This is a genomic window from Streptomyces sp. NPDC044063 (assembly GCF_056434285.1).
This window is the reverse complement of sequence record NZ_JBWKFM010000022.1, coordinates 24767-41589: the sequence shown is the minus strand read 5'-3', so window position 1 is coordinate 41589 and position 16823 is coordinate 24767. Positions and strand designations below refer to the sequence as shown.

Below are 16823 nucleotides of genomic sequence, written 5' to 3'. Positions count from 1 at the left end.
ATACGTTGAGGCCGTGAGCAATAAGGTCAACAAGAACGCCGTGCGTGCCGGTGCCATCGCCACCGGCACGATGCTGATGCTGCTGATGTCGTCCCCCGCGTTCGCGCTCACCCGCGACGACGGTGACGACCCGGGCCCGGGCCTGAGCACGATCGACACGCTCGGCCTCTACGTGGCCGCACCGATCGTCCTCTTCCTGGTCATCGCGGGCCTGGTCATGGTCATGGCCCGGGGCTCGGACAACCCCCGTACCCACGCCGCCAACACCCACCACCCGCGCCCCACGCGCTGACGCCCTCGTCACCGACGAGACGAGCTGCCGGCCGGTCCGGCTCCGCCCCAGGCGGAGCGGGACCGGCTTTTTGCTGCCCGGACGCGGGGGATCAGTCTTTATGTCGCCTTTAACTTACGGTGACGTAACCTACGGGGCCGTAAGTCAGACCATCCCCCGCACCCCCCGCAGGAGCCGTCCGTGACCATAGCCCCCTCCCTCCGCGATGGTCAGTGGAGCGACGCCCGGCTGCTGTACGCCCTGGAAGAGGTCGTCGAGACCGAGCTGAACCGCCACCTGAAGGTGGCCAAGGAATGGATGCCGCACGAGTACGTGCCGTGGAGCGACGGGCGGAACTTCGACGGCGTCATGGGAGGCGAGGCCTGGGCCCCCGAGCAGTCCAAGGTCACCGCGATCGGCCGCACCGCCCTCGTCGTCAACCTGCTGACCGAGGACAACCTCCCCAGCTACCACCACGAGATCGCCTCGCTCTTCGGCCGGGACGGCGCCTGGGGCACCTGGGTGCACCGCTGGACGGCGGAGGAGGGCCGGCACGGCATCGTGATGCGCGACTACCTGCTCACCTCGCGCGCCGTCGACCCGGTCGAGCTGGAGCGCTTCCGGATGCGGCACATGTCCGAGGGCTTCGAGTCCGACAACCGGCACAGCATGCTGCACTCGGTCGCCTACGTCGCCTTCCAGGAGCTGGCGACCCGCATCTCGCACCGCAACACCGGCCACCACTCGGGCGACCCCGTCTGCGACCGGATGCTCGCGCGCATCGCCACCGACGAGAACCTCCACATGGTCTTCTACCGCAACCTGCTGGGGAAGGCCTTCGAGCTGGCGCCCGACCAGACCATGAGCGCCGTCCGGGACGTCGTCACCGGCTTCCGGATGCCCGGCCACGGCATCCCCGGCTTCGAGCGGGCGGCCGCCACGATCGCGATCGGCGGGATCTACAACCAGCGGATCCACCACGACGACGTGCTCCAGCCGGTGCTGCGCTTCCTGAAGGTCCTGGAGATCGACGGGCTGGGCCCGGAGGGCCTGCAGGCGCAGGAGGAGCTGGGCCTGTTCATGGAGGACCTGGACACCCAGGCCCGCAAGTTCGACGAGCGCCGCGCGGCACTGCTGGCGCGCCGGGCGGCTCGTCAGGCGTAGAACACGAACGCCGGACGGGCTGGGGCGGCCCGTCCGGCGTTCGAGGACGACGCGCGTCAGCGCGGATTACGCCGTGGCGGCGGCGTCCGCGGCCTGCGCCTTGAGCGCGCGCTCGATCCCGGCACGGGACTCCGTCACCAGCCGCCGCAGCGCGGCGTTCGGCTCCGCCGAGGCCAGCCACGCGTCCGTCGCGTCCAGCGTGGCCTGCGAGATCTGGAGCGACGGGTAGAGGCCCACCGCGATCTGCTGGGCGATCTCGTGGCTGCGCTTCTCCCAGATGTCCTTGACCACCGCGAAGTACTTCTCGGCGTAGGGGGCGATCAGCTCGCGCTGGTCGGGCTGCTGGAAGCCGCTGATGACCGACTCCTGGACGGCGTTGGGCAGCAGGCCGGACTCGATGACCGAGGCCCAGGCGGCGGCCTTGGCCTCGGCGGTCGGGCGGGCGGCCCGGGCCCAGGCGGCGTGCTCCTCGCCCGCCGAGGTGCGGTCGCGCTCCAGCTCGGCCTCGATGGCCGCGTCGTCCGCGCGACCCGTCGCGGCCAGCCGGCCCAGCAGGTCCCAGCGCAGCTCGGTGTCGACGACGAGGCCCTCGATGCTCTCGCTGCCGTCCAGCAGGCCGGCCAGCAGGTCCAGCTGCTCGTCGGTGCGGGCGGTGGCGGCGAAGGCGCGGGCCCAGGCGAGCTGGTGGTCGCTGCCGGGCTCCGCGGCGCGCAGGTGCCCGAGGGCGGCCTCGGTCCACGTGGCCAGGCCCGTCTCGCGCCAGGTCGGGGCCGCGTAGACCTCCAGGGCCGTCTTCACCTGGCGCTGGAGCGACTGCACCACGCCGATGTCGGACTCCTTGGCGATGCCGGAGAGCACCAGGTCCAGGTAGTCGCGGGTGGCCATCTCGCCGTCGCGGGTCATGTCCCAGGCGGAGGCCCAGGACAGGGCGCGGGGGAGGGACTCGGCGAAGTCGCCCAGGTGCTGGGTGACGGTGGCCAGGGACTCGGCGTCCAGGCGCACCTTGGCGTACGACAGGTCGTCGTCGTTGAGCAGCACCACGGCGGGGCGGGCCCGGCCGACGAGCTGCGGCACCTCGGTCAGCTCGCCGTCGACGTCGAGCTCGATCCGGTCGGTGCGGACCAGGGCGCCGCCGTCGAGCTCGTAGAGGCCGATCGCGATGCGGTGCGGCCGCAGGGTCGGCTCGCCGGTGGCGCCGGCGGGCAGGGCGGGGGCCTCCTGGCGGACGGCGAAGGACGTGATGACGCCCTCGGCGTCGGTGGTGATCTCCGGGCGCAGGATGTTGATGCCGGCCGTCTCCAGCCACTTCCGCGACCAGGCGCCGAGGTCGCGCCCGGAGGTCTTCTCCAGCGCGCCCAGCAGGTCGGACAGCCGGGTGTTGCCGTAGGCGTGGGTCTTGAAGTAGGCCTGCACGCCCTGGAAGAAGGCGTCCATGCCGACGTAGGCGACGAGCTGCTTGAGGACCGAGGCGCCCTTGGCGTAGGTGATGCCGTCGAAGTTGACGAGCACGTCGTCGAGGTCGCGGATCTCGGCCATGATCGGGTGGGTGGACGGCAGCTGGTCCTGGCGGTACGCCCACGTCTTCATGGAGTTGGCGAACGTGGTCCAGGCGTGCGGCCACTTGCTGCCGGGCGCGTAGGCCTGGCAGGCGATGGAGGTGTAGGTGGCGAACGACTCGTTCAGCCACAGGTCGTTCCACCACTCCATGGTGACCAGGTCGCCGAACCACATGTGGGCCAGCTCGTGGAGGATCGTCTCGGCGCGCACCTCGTACGCGGCGTCCGTGACCTTCGAGCGGAAGACGTACTGGTCGCGGATGGTGACCGCGCCCGCGTTCTCCATCGCGCCGGCGTTGAACTCGGGAACGAAGAGCTGGTCGTACTTGGCGAAGGGGTAGGCGTAGTCGAACTTCTCCTGGAACCAGTCGAAGCCCTGCCGCGTGACCTCGAAGATCGCGTCGGCGTCGAGGAACTCGGCGAGCGAGGGGCGGCAGTAGATGCCCAGCGGGACGCTCTGCCCGTCCTTCTCGTAGCTGCTGTGCACCGAGTGGTACGGGCCGGCGATCAGCGCGGTGATGTACGTGGAGATGCGCGGGGTGGGCTCGAAGCGCCAGACGTTGTCGGCGGGGCGCTCGGGGGTGGGCGAGTTCGAGATGACGGTCCAGCCCTCGGGGGCCTTCACGGTGAACCGGAAGGTCGCCTTCAGGTCCGGCTGCTCGAAGGAGGCGAAGACGCGGCGGGCGTCCGGCACCTCGAACTGGGTGTAGAGGTACGCCTGCTGGTCCACCGGGTCCACGAAGCGGTGGAGGCCCTCGCCGGTGTTGGTGTAGGCGCAGTCCGCGACGACCGTCAGCTCGTTGCGCCCGGCCACCAGGCCCGGCAGCGCGATCCGGCTGTCCCGGAAGGCCTCGGCCGCGTCCAGCGCGGTGCCGTTGAGCACGACCTCGCGCACCGCCGGGGCCACCAGGTCGATGAAGGAATCGCCCGCCTCGGCGGCGTCGAAGCGCACCGTGGTGACGGACCGGAAGGTGCCGCCCTCCTGCGCGCCGGAGAGGTCGAGGTCGATCTCGTAGGCGTCCACGGTCAGCAGCCGGGCCCGCTGCTGCGCTTCCTCGCGGGTCAGATTCGTTCCGGGCACCAGGGCATCTCCTTCACATCACGCGCATCACGACGTTCCCGGCCATCCTTCCACGCCGTGGCCGTGGCGTCGCGGTCCGTACGCTGTCGGCGGATGAACGAAGGGGCGGGCCGTCACGGCCCGCCCCTTCGTCCCGCGTGTGTCCGGCGTCAGCCGCGGAGCTCGGCGGCGACCAGCTCGGCGATCTGGACGGCGTTGAGCGCGGCGCCCTTGCGGAGGTTGTCGTTGGAGATGAACAGCGCGAGGCCGTGCTCGACGGTCTCGTCGACGCGGATGCGGCCCACGTAGGAGGCGTCCTTGCCGGCGGCCTGGAGCGGGGTGGGGATCTCGGAGAGCTCGACGCCCGGCGCGTCCTTCAGCAGCTCGTAGGCGCGCTCGACGCCGACCGGGCGCTCGAAGCGGGCGTTGACCTGGAGGGAGTGGCCGGTGAAGACCGGGACGCGGACGCAGGTGCCGGAGACCTTGAGGTCCGGGATCTCGAGGATCTTGCGGGACTCGTGGCGGAGCTTCTGCTCCTCGTCGGTCTCGAAGCTGCCGTCCTCGACGATGGCGCCGGCCAGCGGCAGCACGTTGAAGGCGATGGGGCGCTTGTAGACGCCGGGCTCCGGGAACTCCACGGCCTCGCCGTCGTGGACCAGCTCGCCGGCGCGGTCGGCGACCTTGCGCACCTGGCCGTCCAGCTCGGCGACGCCGGCCAGGCCGGAGCCGGAGACGGCCTGGTAGGTGGTGGCGACCAGGGAGACCAGGCCGGCCTCGGCGTGCAGCGGGCGGAGCACCGGCATGGCGGCCATGGTGGTGCAGTTCGGGTTGGCGATGATGCCCTTGGGGCGCTGCGCCACGGCGTGCGGGTTGACCTCGGCGACCACCAGGGGCACCTCGGGGTCGCGGCGCCAGGCGGAGGAGTTGTCGATCACGACGGGGCCCTGCTTGGCGACCTTCTCGGCCAGCGCGCGGGAGGTGGCGCCGCCGGCGGAGAAGAGCACGATGTCCAGGCCGGTGTAGTCGGCGGTGGCCGCGTCCTCGACGGTGATCTCCGTGTCCTGCCACGGCAGCGTGGAACCGGCGGAGCGCGCCGAGGCGAACAGGCGCAGCTCGCTCACCGGGAAGTCCCGCTCGGCGAGGATCCTGCGCATGACTCCGCCGACCTGACCGGTGGCTCCGACGATTCCGACCCTCACGAGTGCTCCCTGGTTCCTGTACACCGCAACTGTCACTGCCGGGGACGGCGTGCCCGGCTGAACGGTTCCATCATGCGGTCCACCCCGGTCCAAAAGTCCAATCGAAATCCCACGGACCGGGACGGGCCCCCGATGGGCCCGCCCCGGTCCGTGGGCGTGGTCAGGAGCGCGCTACGGCTTCGTGGCGCGGTTCGCGGTGACCGTCAGGGTGTAGGGGTTCTCCAGCAGCGGGGAGGTGCGACGGGACTCGACCTCGAATTCCCAGACGCCGGGGACCGGGTTCTTGTACGACCGCTGGTCCGGGCGGCAGGTGTTGTCCGGGTTGGGGTAGTTCGGGTAGCAGTTGATCGTGGAGGTCTTGTCCACCGGGACGCCGTACGGGCTGATCGCGATGAACCGGGTCTGGCTGCCCTCGGCCAGCCCGCCCATGGCCACGTCCAGCGACGTGGTGCCCTCCGGGATCGTCACGAAGTACGAGGTCGTGGCGTTGCGGGTGGCCTTGGCGGAGGCCTTGAAGACGTTCTCCGAGAGCGGCTCGGCCACGATCGCCGTGGTCATGACCTGCTTGTCGATGCCCTCGGTGCGGTGGTCGTCGACGGCGAGGATCGCGCTGTGGATGCCGGCCTTGCGGGCCTTGGCGCGGACCTTGACGGTGACCGGCTTGTTCAGCGGCAGCTTCACCTCGTCGTCACCGACCAGCGAGAAGGTGCCGTCGTTGTTGCGCCACTCCAGCTCGTGCTTGACGGGCTTGTCCGGGCCGGACGTGCGGGTGATCGTCACGTCGTAGGTACGGCTCTCGCCGGCCTTGAGGCCGCCCTCGCGGTCGTAGAGGCCCGTGCCGCGGCCGGGGGTCTTCAGCCGGGAGGACAGGGCCGTCGAGACGGGGGCCGAGACGGTGTAGTCGTGGGCGGTGGCGCCGTCGCGCAGCGCCTCCCAGGCCTCGACGACGTCGATCAGGCCGGAGCCCTGCTCGTACGCCTGGGCACCCTTGATCTTCTTGGCGGTGCTGGTCAGCGCGGTCCGCAGGTCGGCCGGGGTGAGCTTCATCCGCTTCTGCTTGGCGGCCGAGATCAGCAGCGCCGTCGCGCCGGTGGCCTGCGGGGAGGCCATCGAGGTGCCCTGCAGCATGCCGTAGCCCGGCGGGAGCTCGTAGCCCGCCTCGGCGACCGGGGCGCCCGGCTGCCAGGTCGGGATGGTGTTGACGGACGCGCCCGGCGCGGTGAGCGTCGGGGTGAAGCCGCCGTCCTCGCGCGGGCCGCGGGAGGAGAAGGGCATCATCGCGTACTTGGTGGTGACCTCGGAGCCGTAGTTGGCGGCCCAGGTCTCCTTGGAGACGGAGGCGCCGACGCTGATGACCTTGTCGGCCAGGGCCGGGTCGCCGATGGTGTTCAGACCGGGGCCGCTGTTGCCCGCGGAGATCACCAGCTGGACGCCGTAGGTGTCGATGAGGCGGGTGTAGAGCTCGGAGCGGGCGTTGTTGCCGTCGTTGAGCGCCGGGAGGCCGCCGATCGACATGTTGACGATGTCGACGCCGCGGTTGACCACGAGGTCGATCATGCCCTCGGTGAGCGCGACGTTGGTGCAGCCGCCGGTCCAGGTGCAGGCCCGGGAGGAGACGATCTTCGCGCCGGGGGCCGCGCCGTTCATCCGCCCGCCGAACAGGCCGTTGGCGGCGGTGATGCCCGCGACATGGGTGCCGTGCTCGGACTCGATGACACCGATGTTGACGAAGTCGGCCTTCTTGCCGACCCACTCGCCGCCCTTGGGGTCCATCGGCACGTCCTTGCGGATCTGCACGACGAAGGGGATGCGCTCGGCGACGGGGGTGTCGGGGTTGTCCTTGCCGAAGTACCCGACCTGGTAGCCGTCCTTGTACGGCTTCATGTCGGCGTCGTTCCCGAAGTTCCCGTCGTCGTCGAGGTCGACCCGGACGGTGCCCCTGGCCTTGTCGTAGAGGACGGCCCAGGAGTCGGAGGTGTCGCCGTCCCGGTTGAGGTCGCCCTTCATGTCGCCGCCGGCGGTCTCGCTCTCGCGGAACAGCGCGACCTGGTAGGAGCCGGTGCCGGGCGCGGTGTAGGTGCGGCCGTTGAAGGAGAAGCTCGGCCCGGAGACGTCGGACGTCATCGGCAGCCAGGTGCCGTCCTGGTCCGCGAGCGGGTCGGTGGCGGTCACCCAGTCGACGATCTTGCGCTCGCCCGTGGTGGTCTTCTGCAGGGCGGGGTGCGCGAGGTCCACGCCGGAGTCCAGGACGCCGATGGTCACGCCCCGGCCGTCGGCCTTGGGGTGGTCCTCGGTGAACTCCACGGCGCCGGTCTCGAAGGCCGGCTGGTAGGGGTTCTTCGCCGGGGTGTTCTTCCCCGGGGCTGGGTACGTACGGCCCTTGGCGAGCTTCGGCGCGCGCTGCGCGGTGTCGGCGCCCGGGGTCGGGTCGGGGAGCCGGATCTCCTGCTTGAGGTCGATGCCGTGCACGGCGTCGAGTTCCTTCGCCGCGTCGATGGCGGCGTCGGCCTTGCCCGTGGGCACGGTCACGCGGACGTAGCCGAGCTTGTCGTAGGCCTGGCCCACCGAGGCGCCCTTGATCGCGTCCAGCTTCCCGGCGACCTGACCGGTCGCGCCGGGCCGGGTGGCGATCATCATGGTGACGGTCTTGTCGCCGTCCGCCTTGGCCTTCGCCAGCAGCGCCGCGTCCTGCGAACCCAGCTTGTCCGAGGACGAGTTGGCCGGTCCGGGGCCCTGCGCCGGGTCGTCGGCGAGCGCGGGGGCGGCGCCCGCCGCGGTGAGTGCTGCCACGAGCGAGGCCGCGACGGCTATTCGGGCCGCTCGCGCGCCCGGCGGCGCGTTCCGGGGGTCGGGGGTGGTGGTCATGAGCATCCCTGACTGGAAGTGATGGGAAGGAGGAACCGAGATGAACGGCGCGTGCACAGCGATGGGCACGTCGAACCGGGCGTCCGGAATGCGGAGCCCTGGTGAGCGATCACTTTGGTGGAAGTGACGCGGGTTTGGGGAGAGTTGTCAGGGAGGGAATATAAGGATGGCGTAAACCCGCCAGGCGCCACGCGGGATGAAGCGGGACGGAGGCCGTGAAGCGGTCAGGGGGCATTCCCGCAGCTCAGCGGCAGTACGACAAACGGACCAACGCGCTGCCGGATGACCGGCGCCAGAGTTCCCCTGCCGGGTGAACGCTGAGTGAGCGTCAGTGCTCCAGGGGACGAGTGGTGTATGTCAGTTCGCACTAGCCAAGATCCATGTGAGGTGATCGGCGGCGACCGTTGCGGTCATGTTCACGCCCAGGTCATTCGCGCTGCCAACGATCCTGACTGACCGGGCCCGCAGCTTGCCCGCACGACCGCCTGCCTTCGCGTTCGCACTCGGGGAGACCGCCATGCACCGCAGATCCCGCAGAACCGCAGAGCCGCAGTTCGACCGCCGCTCCTTCCTCGCGGCGGCGGGCGCCGTCACCACGGCCGCCGGCCTGGGTCTGGCCGCCGTCACCGACGCCGTCGCCACGCCCGGCGACCCCACGCCCGACCCGGCGCCGGGCGCGCCCGCGGCGACCGCCTCCACGGCGGCCGAGGCCGCGCCCACCGCCGCGGGCACCACCCTGGTCTCCGTCGCCGCCCCGCGCGGCAGCGGCGGCTACCGGCGCCTGGCCGAGGGACCCGGCTGGCCCCGGGTGGTGCGCGCCGACCTGGCCGAGGGGCACACCGGCCGCGAGGACCGCCGCACCGCGCTCGCCAGCTTCGTGCAGTTCACCGACCTCCACCTGACGGATGTACAGCACCCGCTGCGCTACGAGTTCTTCCGCTCCGGCGACGCCGGCGCCTGGCGGCCGCACGAGGCGCTGACCCTGCCCGGCGTGGTCTCCCTCGTCGAGCGCGTCAACCGGCTGCGCCGCGGACCCGCCACCGGGAAGCCCCTCGGCTTCATGATCACCACCGGCGACAACGGCGACGAGAACGCCAAGATCGAGGTCGAGTGGTTCCTCACCGCCCTCAGCGGCGGCCGCATGGACCCCAACACCGGTGACCCCCGCCACTACGAGGGCGTGCAGAACAGCGGCCTCAAGCTCTACTGGCACCCCGACTCCGCCCTGCGCGACCAGGACAAGGCCGTCGGCTACCCCAGGATCCAGGGCTACCTCGACGCCGCCTGCCGCAGGGTGACCAGCCCCGGTCTGAACATCCCCTGGTACTCCACCTTCGGCAACCACGACGGGCTCTCCGGCGGCTGCTACCCGGCCGCCGGCAGCTTCATCGCCGACGTCGCCGTCGGCGCCAGGAAGCTCCAGAACATCCCGCCCGCCGAGGCCAAGTACCTGATGGAGGGCGAGGTCAACGGCGCCGACCCCAAGGGCAAGCGCATCGAGGCCATGCTCAGGGCCCACCGGAAGGACATGCGCACCGTCACCGCCGACCCCCGCCGCGTCCCGCTCACCGCGCGCCAGTACGTCGCCGCCCACCTCGACCCGCGCCACACCGGCCGCGGGCCCGTCGGCCACGGCTACACCCGCGCCAACCTCGACGCCGGCACCCTCTACTACACCTTCCGCGTCTCCGACCGCGTCATCGGCATCAGCCTCGACTCCACCGACCCCGGCGGCCACTACCAGGGCTCCCTGGGCACCGCGCAGTTCGACTGGCTCGACCGGACCCTGAGGGAGCACCGGGACGAGTACGCCGTCGTCTTCAGCCACCACCCGAGCTGGAGCATGACCAACACCACGCCCGACCCGGCCCGTCCGGGCGAGAAGCGGCACAACGGCGACGAGGTGCTCGCCCTGCTCGGCCGCCACAAGAACGTCCTGGCCTGGGTCAACGGCCACAGCCACCGCAACCGCATCCGCCCCCGCGGCGGCTTCTGGGAGATCGCCACGGCCTCGCACGTCGACTACCCGCAGCTCGCCCGCGTCATCGAGATCACCGACAACAAGGACGGCACGATCTCCCTGTTCACCACCCTCATCGAGTCGGCCGCGCCCTACCGCACCGACTTCCACGACCTGTCCCAGACCGGGCTCGCGGCCCTCTACCGCGAGCTGGCCTTCAACGCCCCCGGCTCGGACACCTCCCTCGCCGGATCGCCCACCGACCGCAACACCGAACTGCTGCTCCCCCGGCGCTGACGCCCAATGCGAGGGCCCCTCACCGGGGCAGCACGACGAGGTACGCGGCGGGTTCGCGGTCGGCCGACGCCACCAGCGCGGTGCGCACGACCGCGGCCTGCTCCGCCAGGCCGTCCTCCTCCCGCAGCCGACGGGGCGTCACCCGCACCACCGACACGCCGAGCCGTTCCAAGTGCTCCCGCCTGCGGGAGTGTTCGGACCACAGCGGGTCCTCGCCGCCACGCGCCGGCCGGGTGTCGAGCTCCAGCGCCACGGCGTGGTCGGGCCAGTACGCGTCCACCCGGCCCAGGCAGGGCCCGCCCGGCAGCCGCAGGTCCACGTTCCACAGCGGGGCCGGCAGGGCCTGCTCGCGCACCATGGCGTAGAGCCGGTCCTCCGCCGCCGAGCGGCTCTCGGTCAGCAGCGCGTCCAGCGTCTCCGTCACCTGCGGCCGGTTCACCAGCCGGGCCCGGGTCAGCTCCCGCACCAGCGCGGACGCCTCGCAGTGCCCGCCGCGCACGGCCTCCGTCAGCAGCCGCCGCACCTCGCCCTCGTCCGTGAGCCGCTCCACGGCGTCCGCCACCGCCCGCGCCACGGGGGCCACCGGCACCCCGGTGAGCAGCGTCGCGCGGGGCAGCGCCTGGGCCCGTACGATCCGCGCGAAACCGGTCGACCGCAGCCGCCGGGTGCGCGGCACCAGCACGTCGATGTGCTCCAGGGACAGCAGCGAGGGCACGGACGTGAAGCGGTGGAGGGCCAGCGCGGCCGCGCCCGTGACCATCGCCTGCCCGTACGGGCCCGGCTCCGGCTCCCGGGCGGCGTCCGGGCCCGGCTGGCGGGGCACCTGGGCGCGCGGCAGGGTGTACATCAGCGCGGCGTGCAGCCGCTCCTCGCTGGTGGCGGGCCCCGTGTGGAGGAGGTAGACGCCGGGCAGCAGCCGCCGCCAGGGGCCGCCGGCGCGGCAGCGCTCACCCGCCTCGGCACCGGTCACGCCGTGCTCCCGCAGCTGACGGGCGGTCATGACACGGTGCCGGACGTCCGAGAGGTGGTGGAGGGGGCGGGGGGAGAGGGGGGTGTCGGAGTTCATGACCCGGCCATTCCCGCTTCCGGCCCACCCCCTAACCGCTGTTACGTACCCGTCGGGATTTCCGGACAACCCCGCTGTTCTGCAATGGTTTTGGAGGTCCGGTGAAGGCGTGTGAGGAGTCGCGTCCTAGCGGTTCGCGGCCCCAGCGTCGCACTCCTGGGCGCGCAGCGCCCGCGCCAGGTCGTCCCGGGCCTCCAGCACCAGCCGGCGCAGCGCGGGGGCCGCGTCGGCGTGCTTGCCGAGCCAGGCGTCGGCCGCCTCCAGCGTCGCCGCGTCGTCCTGGAGCGCCGGGAAGAAACCGCGCACGACCGCCATGGCGATCTCGATGGACCGCTCCCGCCAGAGCCGCTCGATCATCTCGAAGTAGCGCGGCGCGAAGGGGGCCAGCAGCTCCCGCTGCCCGGGCCGCGCCCAGCCGGTGAGGGTGGCCTCGACCAGGGCGTTGGAGAGGGTGTCGGACTCCACGACCGCCGCCCACGCCTCGGCCTTGACCTCGGCGGACGGGCGCGCCGCCAGGCAGCGGACCTGGTGCCGGCGGCCGGAGGCGGTGTTGTCGCGGGCCAGTTCGGCGTCGATCTCCGGCTCGCCGGCCGCGCCCCGCTCGGCCAGCGTGCCCAGCAGCGTCCAGCGCAGCTCCTGGTCGACGTCCAGGCCGTCGATCCGGGCGGTGCCGTCCAGCAGCCCGCCGAGCAGCTGGAGGTCCGCCGCGGTGGTCGCGAGCTGGGCGAAGAAGCGCGTCCAGGCCAGCTGGTGGTCGCTGCCCGGCTCGGCCAGCCGCAGCTCGCGCAGCGCGCCCTCGGCGAGCAGCCGGCCCGCCTCCTCCCGCGCCGCCGGGGCCGCGTAGAAGGCGAGGGCGGAGGTGGCCCAGGAGTGCACCATCTGGAGCACGCCGATGTCGGTCTCGGCGCCCGCGAAGCGCTCCACCAGGCCGAGGTAGTCGCGGGCGGGCAGCAGCCCGTCGCGGGTCAGGTTCCACAGGGCGGACCAGCACAGGGCGCGGGCCAGCGGGTCGGTCACGTCGCCGAGCCGCTCGCGCAGGGTGGCCAGCGAGCCCTCGTCGAAGCGGATCTTGCAGTAGGTGAGGTCCTCGTCGTTGACCAGGATCAGCTCGGGGCGCTCGGCCCCGGCCAGCTCCCCGACCACCGTACGCGGCCCGGCGACGTCCAGCTCGGCGCGGGCGTAGCGCTCCAGCGGGCCGCCCGCCTCCCGCCGGCGGTAGAGGCCGACGGCCACCCGGTGGGGGCGCAGCCCGGGGTGCGAGGGCGCGGCCTCCTGGAGGACGGCCAGCTCGGTGACCCGGCCGGCCGCGTCGTAGGTGACCTGCGGGGTGAGGGAGTTGACGCCCGCGGTCTGGAGCCAGGAGCGGGACCAGGCGGCCATGTCCCGGCCCGAGGTCTCCTCCAGCACGTCCAGGAGGTCGGTCAGCCGGGTGTTGCCGTAGGCGTGGCGCTTGAAGTAGCGGCGGGCGCCCTCCAGGAAGGCGTCGCGGCCGGCGTAGGCGACGAGCTGCTTGAGGACGGAGGCGCCCTTGGCGTAGGTGATGCCGTCGAAGTTGAGCTTGGCGTCCTCCAGGTCGTGGATGTCCGCCGTGACGGGGTGGGTGGAGGGCAGCTGGTCGGCCCGGTAGGCCCAGGCCTTGCGGTTGTTGGCGAAGGTGATCCAGCCGTTGGTGAAGCGGGTGGCCTCCACCTGGGAGAAGGCGCCCATGAAGTCGGCGAACGACTCCTTGAGCCACAGGTCGTCCCACCACTCCATGGTCACCAGGTCGCCGAACCACATGTGCGCCATCTCGTGGAGGATGACGTTGGCCCGCCGCTCGTAGGCCGACCGCGTCACCTTGCCGCGGAAGACGAACTCCTCCCGGAAGGTCACACAGCCCGGGTTCTCCATGGCCCCGATGTTGTACTCCGGCACGAACGCCTGGTCGTACTTGCCGAACGGGTACGGGTAGTCGAAGTGCTCGTGGAAGAAGTCCAGGCCCTGCTTGGTGACCGTGAAGATGTCGTCGGCGTCGAAGTGCGGCGCCAGCCCCTTGCGGCAGAGCGCGGCCAGCGGGATCTCCAGGACGGTCCCGTCGCCGAGGGAGCGGCTGTAGTGATCGCGGACGACGTGGTACGGGCCGGCGACGACCGCCGTGATGTACGTGGAGATCGGCCGGGTCGGCACGAAGCGCCAGGTGGCCGAGGTGGCGTCGACGGGCTCGGGCTCGCCGTCGCGCTCGCCGTTGCTCAGCACGGTCCAGTCGGCGGGCGCGGTCACCGAGAAGGTGAAGGGCGCCTTGAGGTCGGGCTGCTCGAAGTTCGCGAAGACGCGGCGGGCGTCGGCGGGCTCGTACTGGGTGTAGAGGTAGACCTCGCCGTCCTCGGGGTCGACGAAGCGGTGCATGCCCTCGCCGGTGCGGCTGTACGCGCACCGCGCGTCGACGACGAGGACGTTCTCGGCGGCGAGGCCGGCCAGGGCGATCCGCGAGCCGTCGAAGACGGCCGCCGGGTCCAGGGCGCGCCCGTTGAGGGTGACCGCCTTCACGGCGGGCGCCACCAGGTCGGCGAAGGTCGCCGCGCCCGGCTCGGCGCAGCGGAAGCGGATCGTGGTCACCGAGCGGAAGACGCGCTGCTCCAGGCCCGGGCCCTGCGCGGACCGCAGATCGAGCGCCACGTCGTAGGCGTCCACGGTCAGCAGCCGGGCCCGCTCGTGGGCCTCCTCGCGGGTCAGGTTCTCACCGGGCACGTCGCGGCTCCCTCGCTGTCGGGTCGACTTCGTCACGTATTTCGAACACCAGGAATCATGGCACGGTGTGTGCTTGTTGAATCGCTGACCGTCCTGCTCGTTCCGAGCCCGTCAGAGGAGATCGCGTGACCGCGGAGAGAGTGACCGCCGACTTCTGGTTCGACCCCGCCTGCCCCTGGGCCTGGATGACCTCCCGCTGGATGCTGGAGGTCGAGAAGGTGCGCCCGGTCGACGTGCGCTGGCACGTCATGAGCCTGGCCGTGCTCAACGAGAACAAGCTCGACGAGCTGCCGGAGCAGTACCGCGAGTTCCTGGCCGGCGACGCCTGGCGCTCGGTGCGGGTGTGCGTCGCGGCGGCGAAGGAGTTCGGCGACGAGGTGCTCGGCCGCCTCTACACGGCGCTCGGCACCCGCTTCCACCTCCAGGGCCTGCCGCACAGCCGCGAGACGCTGGTCGCCGCGCTGGAGGAGGCCGGCCTCCCGGCCCGCCTGGCGGACGCCGCCGGGACCGACGCCTTCGACGCCGACCTGCGCGTCTCCCACAAGGAGGGCATCGACAAGGTCGGCGAGGACGTCGGCACCCCGGTCATCGCCGTGCCCGGCCCGGACGGCGCGGAGGTCGCCTTCTTCGGCCCGGTCGTGACCCCCGCCCCGAAGGGCGAGGCGGCGGCCCGGCTGTGGGACGGCACGCTGCTGGTGGCCTCGACGCCGGGGTTCTACGAGATCAAGCGCACGCGGACGCAGGGTCCGATCTTCGACTGATACGGCGACCGGCCCGGTCCGGCCGGGGGTCCGGGGGTTGTCCCCCGGGGGGCGCGGTAAGCGCACGCGGACGCAGGGTCCGATCTTCGACTGATACGGCGACCGGCCCGGTCGGGCCGGGGGTTCGGGGGTTGTCCCCCGGGGGGCGCGGTAAGCGCACGCGGACGCAGGGTCCGATCTTCGACTGAGCGTGAGCGGCCGTGGTGCCGGATCGCCGGACACGGCCCGTTCAGCGGGCGACCGGGAGCCGGTTCCCTTAATGTCCCGGTATGGACCAGGTCGACCTCCCCCGGCCGCTGGGCCGTGACGGCGGCTGGGCCGAGGCGGAGCCGCCCAGCGACAACGCCGGCCACGCGGAGCTGCCCCTACGCCCCTACGACCTGCTGACGCTGGCCGGCTGCCACGTCCTGCGCGGGCTGTGGTCCCTGCTGGGGCTGCGCCGCGCGGCCGGGGTGCTGCGGCACTACCTGCGGGGCACCGGTTCCCCCTACCGGGTGGACGCCGAGGCCCTGCTGGCCCTGCCCGCGGTACGGGCGGCGGCCGACGCGCAGCTGGACCGGTGGCGGGCGGAGGCCCTGGCACGGTGGCGCACCGGCTCCCGGGCCGCCGCCGCGTACCCCGCCGACAGCGGGTGGCGCGACGTACTGATCACGCGGCGGGTCAGCCGCGACTGGTGGCTGGCCCTGCGCTGCGTGGAGTTCCGGCTGACCGGCACGGTCCGGGTGTCCGGGGACGGGGCCACCGTCGTCGACTACCGCTTCGCGGTGCACAAGGCGTGGAACTTCGACCGGGGCAAGTCGGAGCTGGGGGTGCCGTTCACCCCGTTCGCCCGGCTGCACGAGACGGGGCTCGCCCGGGAGTTCCCGGTGACCGGAGAGGCGTTCGGGCACGCCTGAGGGCCGCGCCCGGCCGCCCGGGTCCGGCGCGGCATGATGGAGAAGGCCCCCGCGCGACGCGACCGCGCGGGGGCCTTTCCGTGCCCGTCACGTGAAGGGTGAGAAGACGATCACGAGCGGGCGGTCCCGGGAGGGATCAGGGCGCCAGGATGATGGCGCTGCCCTTCTCCTTCGCGGCGAGGTAGCGCGCGTTGACGTCCTGCCAGTTGACGACGGCCCACATGGCGTCGATGAAGTCGACCTTCTGGTTCTTGTACTGGAGGTAGAAGGCGTGCTCCCAGGCGTCGAAGACCAGGATCGGGACCGAGCCCTGGCCCACGTTGCCCTGGTGGTCGTAGACCTGCTCGACGATCAGGCGGCCGCTGATCGGCTCGTAGGCGAGCACGCCCCAGCCGGAGCCCTGGGTGGTGGCGGAGGCCTTGGTCAGCTGCGCCTTGAACTTGGCGAAGGAGCCGAAGGACTCGGCGATGGCGTCGGCGAGCGCGCCCACGCCGTCCTTGTCCAGCGGCTCGCCGCCGCCGTCGCCGGTCATGTTCTGCCAGTAGATGCTGTGCAGGATGTGACCGGAGAGGTGGAAGGCCAGGTTCTTCTCCAGGCCGTTGATCGAGCCCCACTGGTCCTTGTCGCGGGCCTCGGCGAGCTGCTCGAGGGTGTCGTTCGCGCCCTTGACGTACGCCGCGTGGTGCTTGTCGTGGTGCAGCTCGATGATCTCGGGGCTGATGACCGGGGCCAGCGCCGAGTAGTCATAGGGAAGTTCAGGAAGTGTGTAGATGGCCATGCCGAGCCCTCCGACTGCTTATTGCAACGAACTTGCAGGTAGAAGCTATCAGTAAGTAAGCGTCAGAACCGGTAATGGGGTCCGGCTTCCGACCAAAGACGGAGGCGGGGGGGGGGGGGGGGGGGGGGGGGGCCCCCGGGCCCGGGGGGGGGGGGGGGGGGGGGGGGGGGGGGGGGGGTGCTCGAGAGTCCACAACCCGGGCCCCCCCCGACAGAGGGAGACG

General features: G+C 72.0%; 10 protein-coding genes and 1 pseudogene. 5 read left to right on the top strand and 6 right to left on the bottom strand.

The window, feature by feature from the left end:
• Window positions 1–13 precede the first annotated feature (13 nt).
• Both AC07BS_RS24615 and AC07BS_RS24610 read left to right on the top strand, forming a co-directional pair.
• On the top strand, window positions 14–292 hold the full coding sequence (locus AC07BS_RS24615; RefSeq protein ID WP_478641678.1) for a hypothetical protein: 279 nt from the start codon (window positions 14–16) through the stop codon (window positions 290–292).
• Window positions 293–472: 180 nt separating this feature from the next.
• The gene (locus AC07BS_RS24610) at window positions 473–1435 is read left to right on the top strand and encodes an acyl-ACP desaturase (RefSeq protein WP_478641677.1); all 963 of its coding nucleotides are present in this window, start codon (window positions 473–475) and stop codon (window positions 1433–1435) included.
• A gap of 66 nt (window positions 1436–1501) precedes the next feature.
• Here the strand turns inward: AC07BS_RS24610 and pepN (AC07BS_RS24605) are convergent, their stop codons facing one another.
• The 3 genes and pseudogenes from pepN (AC07BS_RS24605) to AC07BS_RS24595 all read right to left on the bottom strand — a co-directional run.
• A complete protein-coding gene (gene pepN / locus AC07BS_RS24605) occupies window positions 1502–4072 on the bottom strand; it encodes an aminopeptidase N (RefSeq protein WP_478934500.1) in 2571 nt (856 codons plus the stop codon).
• Window positions 4073–4221: 149 nt separating this feature from the next.
• Window positions 4222–5250 (bottom strand): aspartate-semialdehyde dehydrogenase, encoded by a 1029-nt coding sequence (locus AC07BS_RS24600; protein WP_478641674.1) that lies wholly within the window; start codon window positions 5248–5250, stop codon window positions 4222–4224.
• Window positions 5251–5448: 198 nt separating this feature from the next.
• Window positions 5449–8115 (bottom strand): annotated as a pseudogene (locus AC07BS_RS24595) (S8 family serine peptidase); the annotation flags it as partial.
• 517 nt (window positions 8116–8632) lie between these two features.
• Here AC07BS_RS24595 and AC07BS_RS24590 point away from each other — a divergent pair.
• Entirely contained in the window at window positions 8633–10372 is a 1740-nt protein-coding gene (locus AC07BS_RS24590) for a TIGR03767 family metallophosphoesterase (protein ID WP_478934498.1), read from the top strand.
• Between the two features lie 19 nt (window positions 10373–10391).
• Here the strand turns inward: AC07BS_RS24590 and AC07BS_RS24585 are convergent, their stop codons facing one another.
• Both AC07BS_RS24585 and pepN (AC07BS_RS24580) read right to left on the bottom strand, forming a co-directional pair.
• Entirely contained in the window at window positions 10392–11438 is a 1047-nt protein-coding gene (locus tag AC07BS_RS24585) for a hypothetical protein (RefSeq protein WP_478641670.1), read from the bottom strand.
• A gap of 126 nt (window positions 11439–11564) precedes the next feature.
• Window positions 11565–14165 carry an aminopeptidase N gene (gene pepN, locus AC07BS_RS24580; protein WP_478641669.1) on the bottom strand — a complete coding sequence of 867 codons (2601 nt, stop codon included), beginning with the start codon at window positions 14163–14165 and terminating at the stop codon, window positions 11565–11567.
• A 125-nt stretch (window positions 14166–14290) separates the two neighbouring features.
• On the opposite strand from pepN (AC07BS_RS24580), the gene AC07BS_RS24575 reads away from it, so the two are divergent.
• Window positions 14291–14926 carry a DsbA family oxidoreductase gene (locus AC07BS_RS24575; protein WP_478641667.1) on the top strand — a complete coding sequence of 212 codons (636 nt, stop codon included), beginning with the start codon at window positions 14291–14293 and terminating at the stop codon, window positions 14924–14926.
• 269 nt (window positions 14927–15195) lie between these two features.
• Window positions 15196–15822 carry a hypothetical protein gene (locus AC07BS_RS24570; protein ID WP_478641665.1) on the top strand — a complete coding sequence of 209 codons (627 nt, stop codon included), beginning with the start codon at window positions 15196–15198 and terminating at the stop codon, window positions 15820–15822.
• Between the two features lie 136 nt (window positions 15823–15958).
• Here the strand turns inward: AC07BS_RS24570 and AC07BS_RS24565 are convergent, their stop codons facing one another.
• Complete coding sequence (locus AC07BS_RS24565) at window positions 15959–16600, bottom strand: superoxide dismutase (protein ID WP_478641663.1); 642 nt, start codon at window positions 16598–16600, stop codon at window positions 15959–15961.
• Between the last annotated feature and the right edge of the window lie 223 nt (window positions 16601–16823).